At 61.3% G+C, this 14,853-nt stretch carries 17 protein-coding genes; 10 read left to right on the forward strand and 7 right to left on the reverse strand.

The features are described from left to right. Positions 1–180 precede the first annotated feature (180 nt). The 3 genes from recF to ACIQWP_RS29215 are packed head-to-tail and all read left to right on the forward strand — an operon-like array spanning position 181 to position 2,591. Entirely contained in the window at positions 181–1,308 is a 1,128-nt protein-coding gene (recF, locus tag ACIQWP_RS29205) for a DNA replication/repair protein RecF (RefSeq protein ID WP_402795268.1), read from the forward strand. A 36-nt stretch (positions 1,309–1,344) separates the two neighbouring features. Beyond that, positions 1,345–2,115: a molybdopterin-synthase adenylyltransferase MoeB gene (locus tag ACIQWP_RS29210; protein WP_402795271.1), complete on the forward strand. Its 771-nt coding sequence runs from the start codon at positions 1,345–1,347 to the stop codon at positions 2,113–2,115. Between the two features lie 5 nt (positions 2,116–2,120). Then, positions 2,121–2,591, forward strand: a complete 471-nt coding sequence (locus ACIQWP_RS29215) for a GNAT family N-acetyltransferase (protein WP_402795507.1) — start codon at positions 2,121–2,123, stop codon at positions 2,589–2,591. 27 nt (positions 2,592–2,618) lie between these two features. Here ACIQWP_RS29215 and murA read toward each other — a convergent pair whose 3' ends face one another. After that, complete coding sequence (gene murA, locus ACIQWP_RS29220; protein ID WP_402795274.1) at positions 2,619–3,932, reverse strand: UDP-N-acetylglucosamine 1-carboxyvinyltransferase; 1,314 nt, start codon at positions 3,930–3,932, stop codon at positions 2,619–2,621. A 141-nt stretch (positions 3,933–4,073) separates the two neighbouring features. Continuing rightward, on the reverse strand, positions 4,074–5,075 hold the full coding sequence (locus ACIQWP_RS29225) for a 2-hydroxyacid dehydrogenase (RefSeq protein ID WP_402795276.1): 1,002 nt from the start codon (positions 5,073–5,075) through the stop codon (positions 4,074–4,076). Between the two features lie 189 nt (positions 5,076–5,264). Here ACIQWP_RS29225 and ACIQWP_RS29230 point away from each other — a divergent pair, with 189 nt between their 5' ends. The 3 genes from ACIQWP_RS29230 (at position 5,265) to ACIQWP_RS29240 (ending at position 7,054) form a co-directional block, all read left to right on the forward strand. After that, positions 5,265–5,804 carry an SH3 domain-containing protein gene (locus tag ACIQWP_RS29230; RefSeq protein WP_402795279.1) on the forward strand — a complete coding sequence of 180 codons (540 nt, stop codon included), beginning with the start codon at positions 5,265–5,267 and terminating at the stop codon, positions 5,802–5,804. Between the two features lie 97 nt (positions 5,805–5,901). Beyond that, complete coding sequence (locus tag ACIQWP_RS29235) at positions 5,902–6,504, forward strand: cadmium resistance transporter (protein ID WP_402795510.1); 603 nt, start codon at positions 5,902–5,904, stop codon at positions 6,502–6,504. 193 nt (positions 6,505–6,697) lie between these two features. After that, entirely contained in the window at positions 6,698–7,054 is a 357-nt protein-coding gene (locus ACIQWP_RS29240; protein WP_402795282.1) for a hypothetical protein, read from the forward strand. Positions 7,055–7,166: 112 nt separating this feature from the next. Here ACIQWP_RS29240 and ACIQWP_RS29245 read toward each other — a convergent pair whose 3' ends face one another. After that, positions 7,167–8,159, reverse strand: coding sequence for an adenosine kinase (locus ACIQWP_RS29245; protein ID WP_402795285.1), 993 nt, complete (start codon positions 8,157–8,159; stop codon positions 7,167–7,169). Positions 8,160–8,664: 505 nt separating this feature from the next. Here ACIQWP_RS29245 and ACIQWP_RS29250 point away from each other — a divergent pair. Continuing rightward, the gene (locus ACIQWP_RS29250; protein ID WP_402795286.1) at positions 8,665–9,609 is read left to right on the forward strand and encodes an AEC family transporter; all 945 of its coding nucleotides are present in this window, start codon (positions 8,665–8,667) and stop codon (positions 9,607–9,609) included. 120 nt (positions 9,610–9,729) lie between these two features. Further along, positions 9,730–10,887 (forward strand): patatin-like phospholipase family protein, encoded by a 1,158-nt coding sequence (locus tag ACIQWP_RS29255; RefSeq protein ID WP_402795289.1) that lies wholly within the window; start codon positions 9,730–9,732, stop codon positions 10,885–10,887. 64 nt (positions 10,888–10,951) lie between these two features. On the opposite strand, the gene ACIQWP_RS29260 is transcribed toward ACIQWP_RS29255, so the two are convergent. Continuing rightward, positions 10,952–11,527 carry a c-type cytochrome gene (locus ACIQWP_RS29260; protein WP_402795292.1) on the reverse strand — a complete coding sequence of 192 codons (576 nt, stop codon included), beginning with the start codon at positions 11,525–11,527 and terminating at the stop codon, positions 10,952–10,954. Between the two features lie 151 nt (positions 11,528–11,678). On the opposite strand from ACIQWP_RS29260, the gene ACIQWP_RS29265 reads away from it, so the two are divergent. Continuing rightward, positions 11,679–12,431: a 3-deoxy-manno-octulosonate cytidylyltransferase gene (locus tag ACIQWP_RS29265; protein ID WP_402795295.1), complete on the forward strand. Its 753-nt coding sequence runs from the start codon at positions 11,679–11,681 to the stop codon at positions 12,429–12,431. Between the two features lie 28 nt (positions 12,432–12,459). After that, complete coding sequence (locus tag ACIQWP_RS29270; protein WP_402795298.1) at positions 12,460–13,314, forward strand: prephenate dehydratase; 855 nt, start codon at positions 12,460–12,462, stop codon at positions 13,312–13,314. Positions 13,315–13,324: 10 nt separating this feature from the next. Here the strand turns inward: ACIQWP_RS29270 and ACIQWP_RS29275 are convergent, their stop codons facing one another. The 3 genes from ACIQWP_RS29275 to ACIQWP_RS29285 all read right to left on the reverse strand — a co-directional run bounded on the left by ACIQWP_RS29275 (position 13,325) and on the right by ACIQWP_RS29285 (position 14,783). Then, positions 13,325–13,720: a VOC family protein gene (locus tag ACIQWP_RS29275; protein ID WP_402795301.1), complete on the reverse strand. Its 396-nt coding sequence runs from the start codon at positions 13,718–13,720 to the stop codon at positions 13,325–13,327. A gap of 341 nt (positions 13,721–14,061) precedes the next feature. Beyond that, positions 14,062–14,430 (reverse strand): VOC family protein, encoded by a 369-nt coding sequence (locus ACIQWP_RS29280; protein ID WP_402795304.1) that lies wholly within the window; start codon positions 14,428–14,430, stop codon positions 14,062–14,064. A gap of 125 nt (positions 14,431–14,555) precedes the next feature. Next, positions 14,556–14,783: a hypothetical protein gene (locus tag ACIQWP_RS29285; protein ID WP_402795307.1), complete on the reverse strand. Its 228-nt coding sequence runs from the start codon at positions 14,781–14,783 to the stop codon at positions 14,556–14,558. Positions 14,784–14,853 lie beyond the last annotated feature (70 nt).

Genomic DNA, 14,853 nt, shown 5'->3' on the forward strand with positions numbered 1-14,853 from the left:
GATCCTCTCGCCTTGTCTCAGCTTCCGCGGACCCGCGGCTCACTCCACCCTCATCCTGAGCCTGTCGAAGGACGAGGGTGGCCCTTGACGGCGCCTTATACCATTGCCGACGGCAAAATCCTTGCACTTGGGCGGGGTTCGGCATACCCCTCGGCCACTGACTGAGAATCAGAAAGACCGATGCCGAACAAGGTTTTCATCTCGCGCCTGAAGCTCTCCGACTTCCGCAACTATGCGGCAGCGGCGCTGACACTTGACGAGCGGCATGTGGTGCTGACCGGCGACAATGGCGCGGGCAAGACCAATCTCATGGAAGCAGTATCACTGCTGTCGCCCGGCCGCGGCCTGCGCCGCGCCGCCTATGCCGATGTCACCCGGGTCAGCGCACCGGGTGGATTTTCGATCTTCGCCGAGCTCGAAGGCATGGAGGGCATCGTCGAGATCGGCACAGGCATCGATACGACCGATGAGAGTGGTGCGCGCCGGCTCAGAATCAACGGCACGCCGGCCAAGGCCGTCGATGAACTCACCGATCACCTACGCCTTCTCTGGCTGACGCCCGCGATGGATGGCCTCTTCACCGGCGGCTCCTCGGAGCGCCGCCGCTTCCTTGACCGGCTGGTGCTGTCGCTCGATCCCGCCCATGGCCGTCGCGCCAGCGATTTCGAGCGTGCCATGCGCAGCCGCAACAAGCTGCTGTCCGAAAGCCGGTTCGATCCGTCCTGGCTTGGGGGTATCGAGGAGCAGATGGCGAGCCTCGGCATCGCCATGGCGATCGCGCGGCAGGAAATGCTCGGCCTTCTGTCGCGGCTGATTGCCGAGACGCGCGAGACGACGCCTTTCCCCTCGGCAGCGCTGGAGCTATCCGGCTTCCTCGACGGACAGTTCCATCGGCCGGCCGTCGACCTGGAAGACATTTACGCAGACATGCTGCGCGAGGGACGTTACCGCGATGCGGCCGCCGGCCGCACGCTGGATGGGCCACACCGGGCCGATCTTCTCGTGCGCCATCGCGAAAAGGACATGGAGGCGGAGCGCTGCTCGACCGGCGAGCAAAAGGCGCTGCTTGTCGGCCTTATCCTTGCCCATGCGCGCCTTGTCGGCAACCTCACGGGCCATGCGCCGATCCTGCTGCTTGACGAGATCGCCGCGCATCTCGACGAAGGCCGGCGCGCGGCACTTTTCGATCTCATCGACGGGCTCGGCGGCCAGGCCTTCATGACCGGCACGGACAAGGCGATGTTCTCGGCCCTTGGCGAGCGCGCGCAATTCTTTACCGTGGCGCATGGCGGCATTTCGAAATCCTAGCGTCTCCTTTGCCGCGATTGTGCTAGACTCGTCAATATGGACCCTTTGACCTCAGACGAAATCGGCCGCTATCACCGCCATATCCTCCTGCCGGAGGTCGGCGGCGCCGGCCAGCAAAAATTGAAGGCGGCCCGCGTACTAGTCATCGGTGCCGGCGGCCTTGGTGCGCCGGTGCTGCAATATCTCGCCGCCGCCGGCGTCGGCACGCTTGGCATTGCCGATGACGACCGCGTTTCGCTGTCCAACCTGCAGCGGCAGGTCATTCACGACACGGGCACGATCGGCGAGATGAAAACCCGGAGCGCGGCAGAGGCCATCGCGCGGCTCAACCCGCATGTGCGCACCATTCGCTTCGAGGAGCGCTTCAGCCCGGACACGGCTGCGCGGCACCTCGCCGGCTTCGATCTCGTCATCGATGGCTCCGATAATTTCGACACGCGCTATGCGGCTGCCGATGCGACCGAGGCGGCGCGCCTGCCGCTGGTAACCGGCGCTGTCGGACGATTCGACGGGTCGGTGACCACCCTGAAGCCTTATGAAAGCGATGCGGATGGCAACCCCCATCCGCGCTATCGCGATCTGTTTCCCGCGCCACCGCCGGAAGGCCTCATCCCCAGCTGCGCGGAGGCGGGAATCATCGGCGCACTCACCGGCGTCATCGGCACGCTGATGACGATGGAGGCGATCAAACTTATCACCGGTATCGGCGAGCCGCTGATCGGCCGCCTGCTGCTCTATGACGGGCTTTCCGCACGCTTCGAAACCGTGCGCTATCGCCGTAAACGCCCTCGGGTCGCGGCGGAATGAGCGATATTACAATTCAAAGGCTCAATGGTCGCTTTGACCGCTGGGATGCGTTGCTGGATCTTATCCTGACATCCTTCGCCTATATGAACGGGCGCATTGATCCGCCCTCCTCGGCGCTCGCGTTGACGCCGGAGATATTGAAGGCGAAGGCGATCAGCGAGATCGCATACATTGCACTTGAGGGCGAGCAGCTGGCCGGCTGCATTTTCTGCCGGCCGGAGGCGGAAAGCCTTTACGTCGGCAAGCTCGCCGTGCTGCCTGCAGCGCAGGGCAAGGGTATCGGCAAGCGCCTGCTTGTTATGGCCGAGGCTACGGCGCGAAAGCTTTGCCTCAAAGACTTGCGGCTGGAAACGCGGATCGAGCTCATCAACAATCACGCCACCTTCACTGCCTGGGGCTTCCGGAAGACAGCGGAGAATCGCCATGCCGGCTTCGATCGGACGACATCAATTGAGATGCGCAAGGCGATTGCCTAGCGCATCCTCATCCGCTGAATCGGTTTCTTACGCCTCGCGCGGCGGGATGCGGGTAATGCGGGCGCCCATGGCATTCAGCCGCTCCTCGATGCGCTCGTACCCCCGCTCGATCTGCTGGGCGTTGTTGATGACGCTCGTGCCCTCGGCGCACATCGCCGCAATCAGCATCGCCATGCCGGCGCGAATATCTGGGCTTTCGAGCTGTGCGGCGCGCAGCTTGGAAGGGCCGGCGACGATGGCGCGATGCGGGTCGCACAGCACGATGCGGGCACCCATGGCGATCAACTTGTCGACGAAGAACATACGGCTTTCGAACATTTTTTCGAACATCAGCACGACGCCGTCGCATTGCGAGGCGGTGACGATGGCGATCGACATGGTGTCGGCCGGAAAGGCCGGCCAGGGCTGGTCCTCGATCTTCGGGATATGACCGCCGAAATCGGGCTGGATCTTCATCTCCTGACCGGATCGGACGATCAGGTCGTCGCCATCGATCTGGCAGCGGATGCCAAGGCGCTCGAAGGTCATCAGGGTGGAGCGCAGATGCTCGACGCCGGCACGGCGAATGGTGATTTCCGAACCGGTCACGGCGGCAAGGCCGATCAGCGAACCAACCTCATTGTGATCGGGGCCGATACGATGCGATGCGCCACTCAGCCGCTGGCCCCCGTGGATGGTCATCATGTTGGTGCCGACGCCCTCAATGCGAGCGCCCATGGCAATCAGAAAGCGCGCGAGATCCTGGACATGCGGCTCGGAGGCGCAATTGCGCAGGATTGTCGTTCCCTCAGCGAAAACCGCAGCGCAAAGCGCGTTTTCCGTTGCCGTCACCGACGGCTCGTCGAGAAAGACATCGGCACCGCGCAATCCTTCGGTGCGGAAGCTGTAGACACTGTTGACCTCGATCCTGGTGCCGAGCTGTTCCAGCGCCAGGAAATGCGTATCGACGCGCCGGCGGCCGATGACATCGCCGCCGGGCGGCGGCAGGGTGATTTCGCCACAGCGCGCCAGCATCGGGCCGGCAAGCAGGATAGAGGCGCGGATGCGAGCGCAGAGATCGGGATCGAGATTGGCGGGCCGCAGCTCCCGCGCCTCGATTTCGAGTTGGTTGCGGCCGAGCCAGCGCACTTTCGCACCGACCGACTGGATCAGCTCCACCAGCGCCTCGACATCGCGGATGCGCGGCACGTTGCTGAGCTCGACGCGTTGATCGGTCAGAAGCGATGCGGCGATGATCGGCAATGCGGCATTCTTGTTGCCGCTCGGCTCGATCTCGCCCGACAGCTTGAAGCCGCCCTCGACCACATATTGAATCCGCTCATGCGGCAGCGCACGCGCCATGGTTTCCGCCCTTCCTGATTTGTGTTTGTGGTCACCTCTGGGCCGGCTTTGTGACATGCACATGACCGGCCGGAGGCAATAAAGATCAAATTTGAAGCGGGCGTCGTCTGCTTCGCTTTGGCCGGAGAATCAGCGATTCGCTTATCGGAACGGCAGCACGCGATTGGGCGGCCGATGGCCGTCGATGAAAGTGCGGATGTTGATGATGACCTTGTCGCCCATGTCGATACGGCCCTCGAGCGTGGCCGAACTCATGTGCGGCAGGATCACCACCTTGCCCTCATTAGCAAGCTTCACCAGCTTCGGATTGACAGCCGGTTCGTTCTCGAACACATCGAGGCCGGCGCCGGCGATCTTGCCCTCGCGCAGGATCTTGATCAGCGCCGTTTCGTCGATGACGTCGCCGCGCGCCGTGTTGACGATGTAGCTCGTCGGCTGCAGCAGTGCCAGGCGGCGGGCCGAGATCAGATGGTAGGTGGCCGGTGTCGAGGGGCAATTGACCGAGACGATATCGACGCGGGCGAGCATCTGGTCGAGGCTGTCCCAATAGGTCGCCTCCAGCTCGTCTTCCGTCGCCGGATTGACGCGCTTGCGATTGTGATAATGGATCGAAAGGCCGAACGCCTTGGCGCGACGGGCGACGGCCGTGCCGATCCGCCCCATGCCAACGATGCCGATTCGCTTGCCGTGGATGCGGCGGCCGAGCATCCAGGTGGGTGACCATCCGGCCCATTCGCCGGGATTGTCGGTCAGCACGCGCGCACCTTCCGCCAGGCGCCGCGGCACGGCGAGGATCAGCGCCATGGTCATGTCGGCGGTATCTTCGGTCAGCACATTCGGCGTGTTGGTGACGGTGATGCCACGACGGGCGGCGGCCTCGACATCGATATGATCCGTGCCATTGGAGAAGCTGGCGATCAGCTTCATCTGCGGTCCGGCCTCGTCGATCACCTCGGCGTCGATGCGGTCGGTGACCGTCGGCACCAGCACGTCGACCGAACGGACGGCCTGAATGAGCTCGTCCTTGGTGCGCGGACGATCGTCGATGTTGAGCTCGGCATCGAAGAGCTCGCGCATGCGCGTCTCCACCGCATCCGGCAGTTTGCGCGTGACGTAGACCTTCGGTTTTTTCTTCGTCGTCATGGCGAGCGGCGATGCCTTGTTCAGATGTTCTTAACCAAGAAGCGGGATAATTTTCCCGTTCCGGCATTTCTACCAGACCCGCAGGCGAAGACAAATAAAACTCGCTGACGCGATCCGAGGATTTGCCGCTCACCGGAGCGAAAGGCCGCCGGAACGGCGCCTTTGTCATGACGAACGAACGGAAATCCCATGCGTGGCAAAGTATTGAAGTCCTGCGCCATTTTCGCAATCGGCCTGATGATGACCGCTGTGTCGGCCGATCTTGCCGCAGCACAAGCCGCCAAGGGGCCGAGCGGCCTGCCGCTGCCGCGCTTCGTCACGCTGAAGTCGAAGCGGGTCAATCTGCGCATCGGCCCGAGCGCGGATTATGCCGTGTCGTGGCTCTACCTCAAGCAGGGGTTGCCGGTCGAGATCATCCAGGAATATGATAATTGGCGGCGCGTGCGCGACGCCGACGGCACGGAGGGCTGGGTCAACCAGTCGCTGCTGTCGGGCCAGCGTTCGGCCATCGCCGCGCCGTGGATGAAGGGCAAGGGCAAGGCCGTCTTCGTCAACATGCGGCGCGAATCCCAGCCATCCGCCGCCGTCATCGCCAAGCTACAGCCCGGCGTGATGATGAGCGTCAAGGAATGCACCGGCGACTGGTGCCTCGTGACCACCGACGGTACCGAGGGATGGGTGGCGCAATCCGAGATCTGGGGCGCTTATCCCGGCGAAGCCTTCAAATAACGAAACCTGATCGCTCCGCGACGCAAGCAACCGCGCGACTTTTCCGGCGCAATGCTATATCCGGGATCGGACAAGGAGACCTGCGATCTTGGGCTATGTGCTGGGCGTTTTCGGCGTTGCCATCGTCATGTTCGCCTCGACGAACATAGACGACATCTTCGTCCTTCTCGGCTTTTTCGCCGATCCGAAATTTCGGGCAAGGCAGATCGTCATCGGGCAATATCTTGGTATAGGCCTCCTATACGGCATCAGCGTCGTTGCCTCGCTTCTCGTTCTCGTCATCCCCGCCACCTATATCGGCCTGCTCGGGTTTGCGCCGATCTATTTCGGCATCAGGCGATTGTGGGAACTCTGGAACGGCATCGACACGGGCGATAATCCGGAAGATCATGCGACGGCTTCGGCGGGACACGGAAACATCGTGGCCGTGACGCTGGTGACGATCGCCAATGGTGGCGACAATATCAGCGTCTACACGCCGATCTTCGCCACCCGTTCCGCCTATGAGATCCTGACCATCGGCTGCATCTTCGCAGTTATGACCGTGATCTGGCTCGGTGCGGCGCATTCCCTCGTCAATCATCCGACCTTGGGAGCACCCATTCGGCGCTACGGAAACAGGATCGTGCCATTCGTTCTGATCGTGCTCGGGGTGCTCATCCTGCATGAGGCGGAGACTGCAAAGCTCGTTCTGGGTTAATTCGCACGTCGATCCATGGACATGCTTCGACAAGGCATCTCCGATAAACGCATTTCCTCCGGCATTGCTACTGGCATTCATGGCGACGCCGCGATCCCGCAACCTTAAGTAATTTCCTCCGTGAATTGCGAACCACACAATGATAGGCTGAGCGGGCTCATGACTTCGAACTTCACTAGTTTTGAGGATCAAAATGTCATTTTCGGAAGAAAAAGTATGGGATCAGATCAAAGATGGCTGGTCCCGGATGTCATTCAAGGAACGGTTCCTATGGGAGACCATCAAACGCCCTCCCGAAGAATGGCAGCTGCGAGGATATGGCAAATGTTGGGTGGTCGCCCTAATCGGCTCGACGGTAATCTACTATAATCACTACGAGCACGGCTTCGATCCCTCGCCGTGGCATCAATATGGATACATCGATCGATATCAAGGCTTGCAATACCAGCTTGAAGAGGCGGTGCAGAGGCAACTTCAAATCATCACTACTGGATACGATGTCGGTCCTTACGGGGGGCCGCCAATTCCTGGCGAATATCTAGAATCATGATCTCGATTTCTTACTTAGTAAGAGCCAAGCTTGCGGCATCCGCCACGGAAAAAGCCATCGGCAACAAGCTGCCTCCGATGGCTCGCCACTTTGTTAAAGCGTCGACAACTTGTCAGAGAAGCCCGAATTCCTTTGCGGCCTCCGATAGCGACCGCATCGGCCGCGGGCCGATCTGTTCGATGACGATGGCGGCGGCGAGATTGCCGAGCTTGGCGCAATCTTCCAGACCACGGCCCTGCGTATAGCCGAACAGGAAGCCGGCCGCGAAAAGATCGCCGGCGCCGGTCGTGTCGACGCGCTCCTCGATCGGATGGGCATCGACGACATAGCGCTCGTTGCCGCGCACGATGACGGCACCGTCCTTGCCTGTCGTCACGGCGGCGATCTTGCAATCCGCCGAAATCAGGCTCAGCGCCTTCTCGAAATCATCGGTCTCGTAGAGCGAGAGTGCTTCATCGCGATTGGCGAAGACGATATCGATAGTGCCCGAGCGCATGAGATCGAGGAATTCGTCGCGGTAGCGGCCGACGCAGAAGCTGTCGGAGAGCGTCATCGACATTTCCCGGCCGTGGGCATGGGCGATGCGGGCACATTCGCGGATCGCTTCCTTGGCGCGCGGCGGGTCCCAGAGATAGCCTTCGAAATAGGTCACCTTGGCATCGGCAACGACATCTTCCTCGACATCCTCGGGGCCAAGTTCGACGCAGGCGCCGAGATAGGTGTTCATGGAACGCTCGCCGTCCTCGGTCACGAAGATCATCGAACGGGCGGTCGGCGGAAATGTGCCCTTCGCCCTTGTCTCGTAGTGAACGCCCTGGGCGCGGATATCGTGGGCGAAGATCTCGCCGAGCTGGTCTTCGGCGACCTTGCCGAAATAGGCCGCCTTGCCACCGAAGTTCGCGACACCCGCCGCCGTGTTGCCGGCACTGCCGCCCGAGGCTTCCAGAGCCGGACCCATACGCGAATAGAGAAGTTCGGCGCGCTCGGCGTCGATGAGGTTCATCGCGGCCTTGGTGATCTTGTTGTCGATCAGGAACTGATCATTGCAACGGGCGATAATGTCGACGATGGCATTGCCAACGGTCAGTACATCGAAGCGAGTCATCTATAGGAGGGTCCCGGAATTGGTGATAGCCGGTATCCGGTATTATCGGTTTTTCCGAAGTTTGGAAGAAAAATCAGCGCCAGCGCGGCCAACTTATTTCCATTCAGTCATTTGGCTGTCACTTTCTATCTTTAAATGCTTATCAAGCGGCTGGGATGGGAAGCTCGAAAGACTTCCGAGCCAGCCTGGGAAGGAATGATGCCTTCCGCCTCACCGGTACGCGGGCCGACCACGGATGAACTGGCGGCATGTGCACCGGGGGGACCCGTCCGGCGAAGCCGGATGGACAAGAGCGGGCTTGGCCCGCTTTTTTTGTTTTGCAGGTTCTCACACGTACGGCGCTTCGCGACCCTTCAGATTCACTCCTGGCGCTTCAAGTGCTTGATTTTGCGCATGTCATCGTCGCAAAACCGTAGCGCAGTTTTGCGCGACATGCTTCAAGCAAGCTGCTACAACGTCCGGATCGCCCTTCCCCAAGCCACGATCTTTCACGACCCCGCCCGGCATGTCCGAAATCCTTACCGACGTTCTTCCGGTCTTCCTGCTCATCCTCGTCGGCTGGGTGATCGTGCGCACCGGCCTTCTGAAGGCCGAGGTCGGCGAGGCCATGAGCGAATTCGTCTTCAAGATCGCGGTGCCGCTCCTGCTGTTCCAGACCATCGCGGAGGCGGACTTTCGTGGCGCTTCGCCCTTTCGATTGTGGATCGCCTATTTCTCCGGCGTCGCCATCACCTGGGCAGCAGGCCATGTCGTCGCGACGCGGCTGTTCGGGCGGGATGCGCGCATCGGCGTTCTCGCCGGCGTTTCCTCGGCCTTCGCCAACACGATCTTTATCGGCCTGCCGCTGGTGGGGCGTACCGTCGGGCCTGATGGCGTCATGGCGATGTCGATCCTGATTGCAGTGCATCTGCCGACCATGATGATCGCCGGCACGCTGCTGATGGAACAGGCGGAGCGCAGGGAGAATCCCGGCGCCGGCCGCAGCACCAGCCAGCTGCTGCGGCAGGTGGGCAGCAATCTCATCCGCAATCCGCTCGTCATCGGGCTTTTCTGCGGCCTCATCGTCCATCTGACCAGCCTTCCCATTCCGGCGACGCTCGGCACCGTCGTCGACAGCATCGCCAATATCGCCGGCCCGGCGGCGCTGATTTCGCTCGGCATGGCGCTACGGCAATACGGACTATCCGGCAATCTCGGCATTACCAGCGTGATTGCCGCCTTCAAGCTGTTTCTGCTGCCGGCCTGCGTGCTGGCGGCCGGGCTTCTGCTCGGCCTCAGTCCGGAATGGCGGGCCGCACTCGTGCTCACGGCGGCAGTTCCTACAGGTGTGAACGCCTGGCTGATTGCCAATCGCTTCGGCGTGGGTCACAGTCTCGCCGCCTCGACGATTACCTTGACGACGGCGCTCGGGGCGTTCTCGGTGTCGCTTTGGGCCTATCTGCTCGGATAGCCGAGGCTCGAATCCGCCGATCGCAACAGCAACTCTCCGCTTTCGGAGACGCAGGCGTGAAAATGGTCATAGTTTTGCGCATCCCGGCCTTCCCACCCGGAGCGCAGCAAAGGATGGCACATGAATATTGCAGCTCCCATCGCCAACCCCGCTTCGGCCTATTCGCAGAAGGTCTTCGTGCTCCAGGGCGGCGGCGCGCTCGGCTCCTATCAGGCCGGCGCCTTTCAGGCATTGCGCGAACAGAATATCGAGCCGGACTGGATCGCCGGCATCTCGATCGGCGCGATCAATGCCTCGATCATGGCCGGCAACGTACCCGGCGAGCGGCTTGAGAAGTTGCGCTCCTTCTGGAACAAGGTGACTGTTCATCTTCCCGTCGACATGCTGATGCAGGACCGGCGCCAGACCAACCCCTTCTATCGCTCGGTCAGCAGCTGGTGGGTGTCGACCTTCGGCGCACCCGGCTTCTTTTCGCCCTGGCAGATTCCGGCCTGGTTCCAGCCGCGCGGCTCGGCCGCCGCGACCAGCGTCTACGACACCGAGCAACTGCGCCAGACGCTGCTCGATCACGTCGATTTCGACCGAATCAATCACGGTCCGGTGCGGTTGAGCCTCGGCGCGGTCAACGTGCGTACAGGCAACTTCGCCTTCTTCGACAACAAGGACACCAAGATCACGCCGGAACACATCATGGCGAGCGGCGCCCTGCCGCCCGGCTTTCCTGCGGTCAAGATCGGCAATGAGCATTACTGGGACGGCGGCCTGGTCTCGAACACGCCACTCAGCTACGTGCTGCGCAATGGCGCCGATATCGATACCGTCGTATTTCAGGTCGATCTCTTCAGCGCCACCGGCCCGCTGCCGCAGGATCTCGAGGAAGTGGAGGAGCGGCGCAAGGACATCACCTATTCGAGCCGCACCCGGCTCAACACCGATCTCTTCCTGGAGCGCCATCGCCTGCGGCGCGCGATATCCGACCTCTATGCGCGCCTTCCCGAAGAGGCCAAGGCCGATCCGGAGATCAAGAAGCTGGAGAAGCACTGCTCCGACTACGGCGTCACCATCATCCACCTGATTTACCGCAACAAGCAGTTTCGCTCGCATTCGAAGGATTACGAGTTTTCGGCGCTGTCCATGCACGAGCATTGGGAGGCCGGATTGCGCGACGCTCGCAAGGCGCTGATTGCCGAAGACTGGCGCATGCCGCCGAGCGCCGAAGATGGATTGAAGGTCTTCGACCTGGATCAGAGAACACGCTCCCGCCGGCACGCGATCTGACCATGCAACACCAAAAAACCCGGCCCTGGCGGCCGGGTTTTTCGTGTTGATCCTCTGATTTGCCTTAGTTCGTCGCGGCCGGCGCGTTCGGGTCCGGCAGCGGCTCCGGCGTATCGGCGAGCGTGCGCAGATAGGCGATCACGTTGGCGCGATCCTCTTCCTTCGGCAGGCCGGCAAAGCCCATTGCCGTTCCGGCAACGAACTTCTTCGGAGCTGCGAGGAAGTGATAGAGGTGATCGTAGGTCCACTTCTCCGAACCGCCCTTGGAGAAATCCTTCATGCCGGACGAATAGGCGAAGCCCTCGTGCTCGCCGACGGGGCGGTCAATGATACCCCAGAGATCGGGACCAACCTTGTTTGGCCCTCCCTTCTCTCCGGAATGACAGGCCTGACACTTCTTGAAGATCGTTTCGCCGACCTTGGCATCAGCCTTCTGCAGCAGCTGAGCGATCGGCGTTTCCGGCTTGGCGGCGGCAGCCTTTTCGCCCGCAGCCGGTTCCTCGGTTGCGACAATGGCAAAACCGGGCTTTTCCGGCGTCTCTGAATGGAAAATAAATCCTGACGCGAGCGACACGGACTTCAACACGAACAGCGTGGCCAAAAGTGCCCCGACTCCCATGTTCACGTAGGATGAATTCATCTGCTATGCTCCCCTCGCCGCCGGCATCCTCCGCCGGCCCATCTTGAATTCGCGCGAAACCTATGTCTTTTGGCTGTTTCTTGCAACGCTGTAAACGGTCTCCACCATGAGACGTTTTGACACTTTTCCCTCGGGAATAGAAGGCCCAACAATGACAGATTCGAATTTAGACAAGACGCTGGTCCTTATTCCCGCCCGCATGGCTTCCACTCGCCTGCCGGGCAAGCCGCTCGCCGATATTTGCGGCCTGCCCATGATCGTACAGGTTGCCAAGCGCGCGCGCGAGGCGGCGATCGGTCGCATCGTCGTCGCCGTCGACCACGAGGATACCTATGCCGCTGTCGCCAATGTCGGCTTCGAGGTCGTCATGACGCGCACCGATCATCAGTCCGGCTCGGACCGCATCTATGAGGCCTTGCAGGCCGTCGATCCCGAAGGCCGCGCCGAAATCATCGTCAATGTTCAGGGCGACCTTCCCACAATCGATCCCGAGACCATCCGCGCCGCGCTGCGCCCGCTCGAAGATCCGGCCGTCGACATCGCGACGCTGACCGTCGAGATCAAGGACGAGGAAGAAAAGACAGCGCCGAGTGTCGTCAAGGTCGTCGGGTCGGCGATTTCCGACAATCGTCTGCGCGCGCTCTATTTCACCCGGACGACCGCGCCTTACGGCAATGGTCCGCTCTACCATCATATTGGCCTTTATGCCTATCGCCGCACGGCGCTTGCCAAATTCGTCAGCCTCGGCCCGTCGCCGCTGGAACGGCGCGAATCACTAGAGCAGCTCAGGGCGCTGGAGGCCGGCATGCGCATCGATGTCGAGATCGTTGACACGGTCCCGCTCGGTGTCGATACTCCCGCTGACCTCGAAAAGGCCAGACGTATCCTCTCCGCCGCTTCTTGATAGACGGCATTCCCCCAAGGGCAGTCCCATGATTACCAAGACCAACAAGATCTCCTTCCAGGGCGACTACGGCGCCAATTCCGACATGGCCAGCCGTGACATGTTCCCGACCATGGAGCCGCTGCCCTGCCAGACCTTTGAGGATGCACTGACCGCCATCGAGAATGGCGACGCCGATCTCGGCATGATTCCGATCGAGAACACTATTGCCGGCCGCGTTGCCGACATCCATCACCTGCTGCCGGAATCGCGCCTGCATATCGTCGGCGAATATTTCATGCCGATCCGCTTCCAGCTGATGGTCCTGCCCGGCGTCAAGAAGGAAGAAATCCGCACGGTTCACAGCCATATCCACGCGCTCGGCCAATGCCGCAACATCGTGCGAGCCAATGGCTGGAAGCCCGTCATCGCCGGTGATACCGCGGGTGCGGCCAAGCTGGTGCAGGAAACCGGCGACCGCAGCATGGCGGCGCTGGCACCGCGGCTGGCTGCCGATCTCTATGGCCTCGAAATCATCGCCGAGAATGTCGAGGACACCGAAAACAACATGACGCGCTTCGTCGTCCTGTCGCGCGACGAGCACTGGGCGGAACGCAGCGCGCCGGACGAAAAGATCGTCACGACCTTTGTCTTCAACGTCCGCAACATTCCGGCAGCGCTCTACAAGGCACTTGGCGGCTTTGCGACCAACGGCATCAACATGACGAAGCTCGAAAGCTATCAGCTCGGCGGCCGTTTTGTCGCGACGCAGTTCTATGCCGACATCGAGGGCCATCCCTCCGATCCGCACGTGCGCCGCGCGCTGGAAGAACTGCGCTTCTTTTCGGAGAAAGTTCGGATTCTGGGTGTCTACAAGGGCCACCCAACGCGGGGCGATCTTTAGGCAACCGCTATCACGACGCCTTGGTTACGACTTCGATTCGATGCCCATCCGGATCGATGACGAAGGCTGCGAAATAGCTCGGGCCATAATGCGGCCGAAGACCAGGTGCGCCATTGTCCTTGCCGCCATGAGCCAATGCGGCCTGATGGAATAGGACGACGGCTTCCCGGTTTGGCGCGGCAAAGGCGAGATGGAAGCCCGCGCCTGGCGCATGGGCCTCGGGGCCCCGCAATTTGATGGCAAACTTATCGCCACCACCCGCAGGGCCGTATCCGATCGCCTGGTCGGGATCGCTGGGGGTCAAGTCTTCCCAAACCCTGACATAACCGAGCGGCGCGAAGGCGGCGTCGTAGAACGCGGCGGCTTTCTCGATATCCGCGACACCGAATGAAATATGATGCAGCAATTGCGCCTCGCATGGCTCTGGATTTAGCGATCAGTTTCTTCTGCGAATGCCGGAAGTCAACTCGAATGAGGGCGCGAGTCCTTTGTGAGAGCTGCAGGTTTTACATGGATGCAGGAGATAGCAGAAGCCTAGCCCACACGGGCAGAACTTCAACATCTGGCACAAACCCGGGCCACCTCGTGGTTCGAGGCATCACCGTTTTCGCTGCGCTTAACGGTGCTGCACCTCACCATGAGGTGGATCATGCCCTGGGCGGGCACAAAGGATCAGCCCTCATGGTGAGGTGTGGAAGCCCGAAGGGCTGCAGCCTCGAACCACGAGGGCGGATGGCTAGGCCACATTCATTTATCCGGCTCACAAACACGCAGGCGATGGCCGTCCGGATCGAGCACGACGAAGGTCGGGCCGAAATCCATCGTCGTCAGCTCCTGCGCGATCGGCAGGCCGCGCGCCTTCCAGTCCCTGTAATGCTGTTCGACGGCGCCGACGCCTTCGACCATGAAGCCCAGTTCGCCGCGATTGCCGATGGCAGAGGGCTGCGGCTCGACGCTGCTGCGGCGCCAGAGGCCGAGACTGAGACCGTTGTCGAGCGAGAAAGCCACGAAGTTCGGCGACGCGAAGGCCGGCTCGCAGCCGAACAGATCGCGGTAGAACGGCGCGCTTTCGCCGGGGTCCTTGACGTAGAAAATGATGAGGTTCGGGTTGGTCATTTGGATATTCCTCTTGTCTTGATGGATATAGGGGCATGCAGATGCGGTCCGGCAGGCCGGGTGGAGCTTGCCGGTGGAAGGCCAGTGAGCGTGTCAGAAGGTAAGCTTTGAGCTGGCGGAGGCGGCTAGCGCATCCGCTCTTCCTCACGGTAAGGGGCGCACCCGTCCAGGAAGCCCAGATCGCGCTTCACGGAATTCGGCGCCTCCTCGATATCGAGACGATTCCAGCGGCGAGTGAAATAGCCAAGCGCAATCTGCAACAGGCGAGCCGGCCATGCCGGATATTTGCCTTCGCGCGCCTCGACGCCACCACGATGCGCTTGTTTCGTTACGGTGAAAACGTTGGCTGCCATGATCGGTCCTCCTTCCTGATTGGATGGACCCATCATAGTCGTACCTACTGACAGTTTCTGGCAGTAGTAT

This window comes from Rhizobium sp. NPDC090279, assembly GCF_044769665.1.
Taxonomy (GTDB): Bacteria; Pseudomonadota; Alphaproteobacteria; order Rhizobiales; family Rhizobiaceae; genus Rhizobium.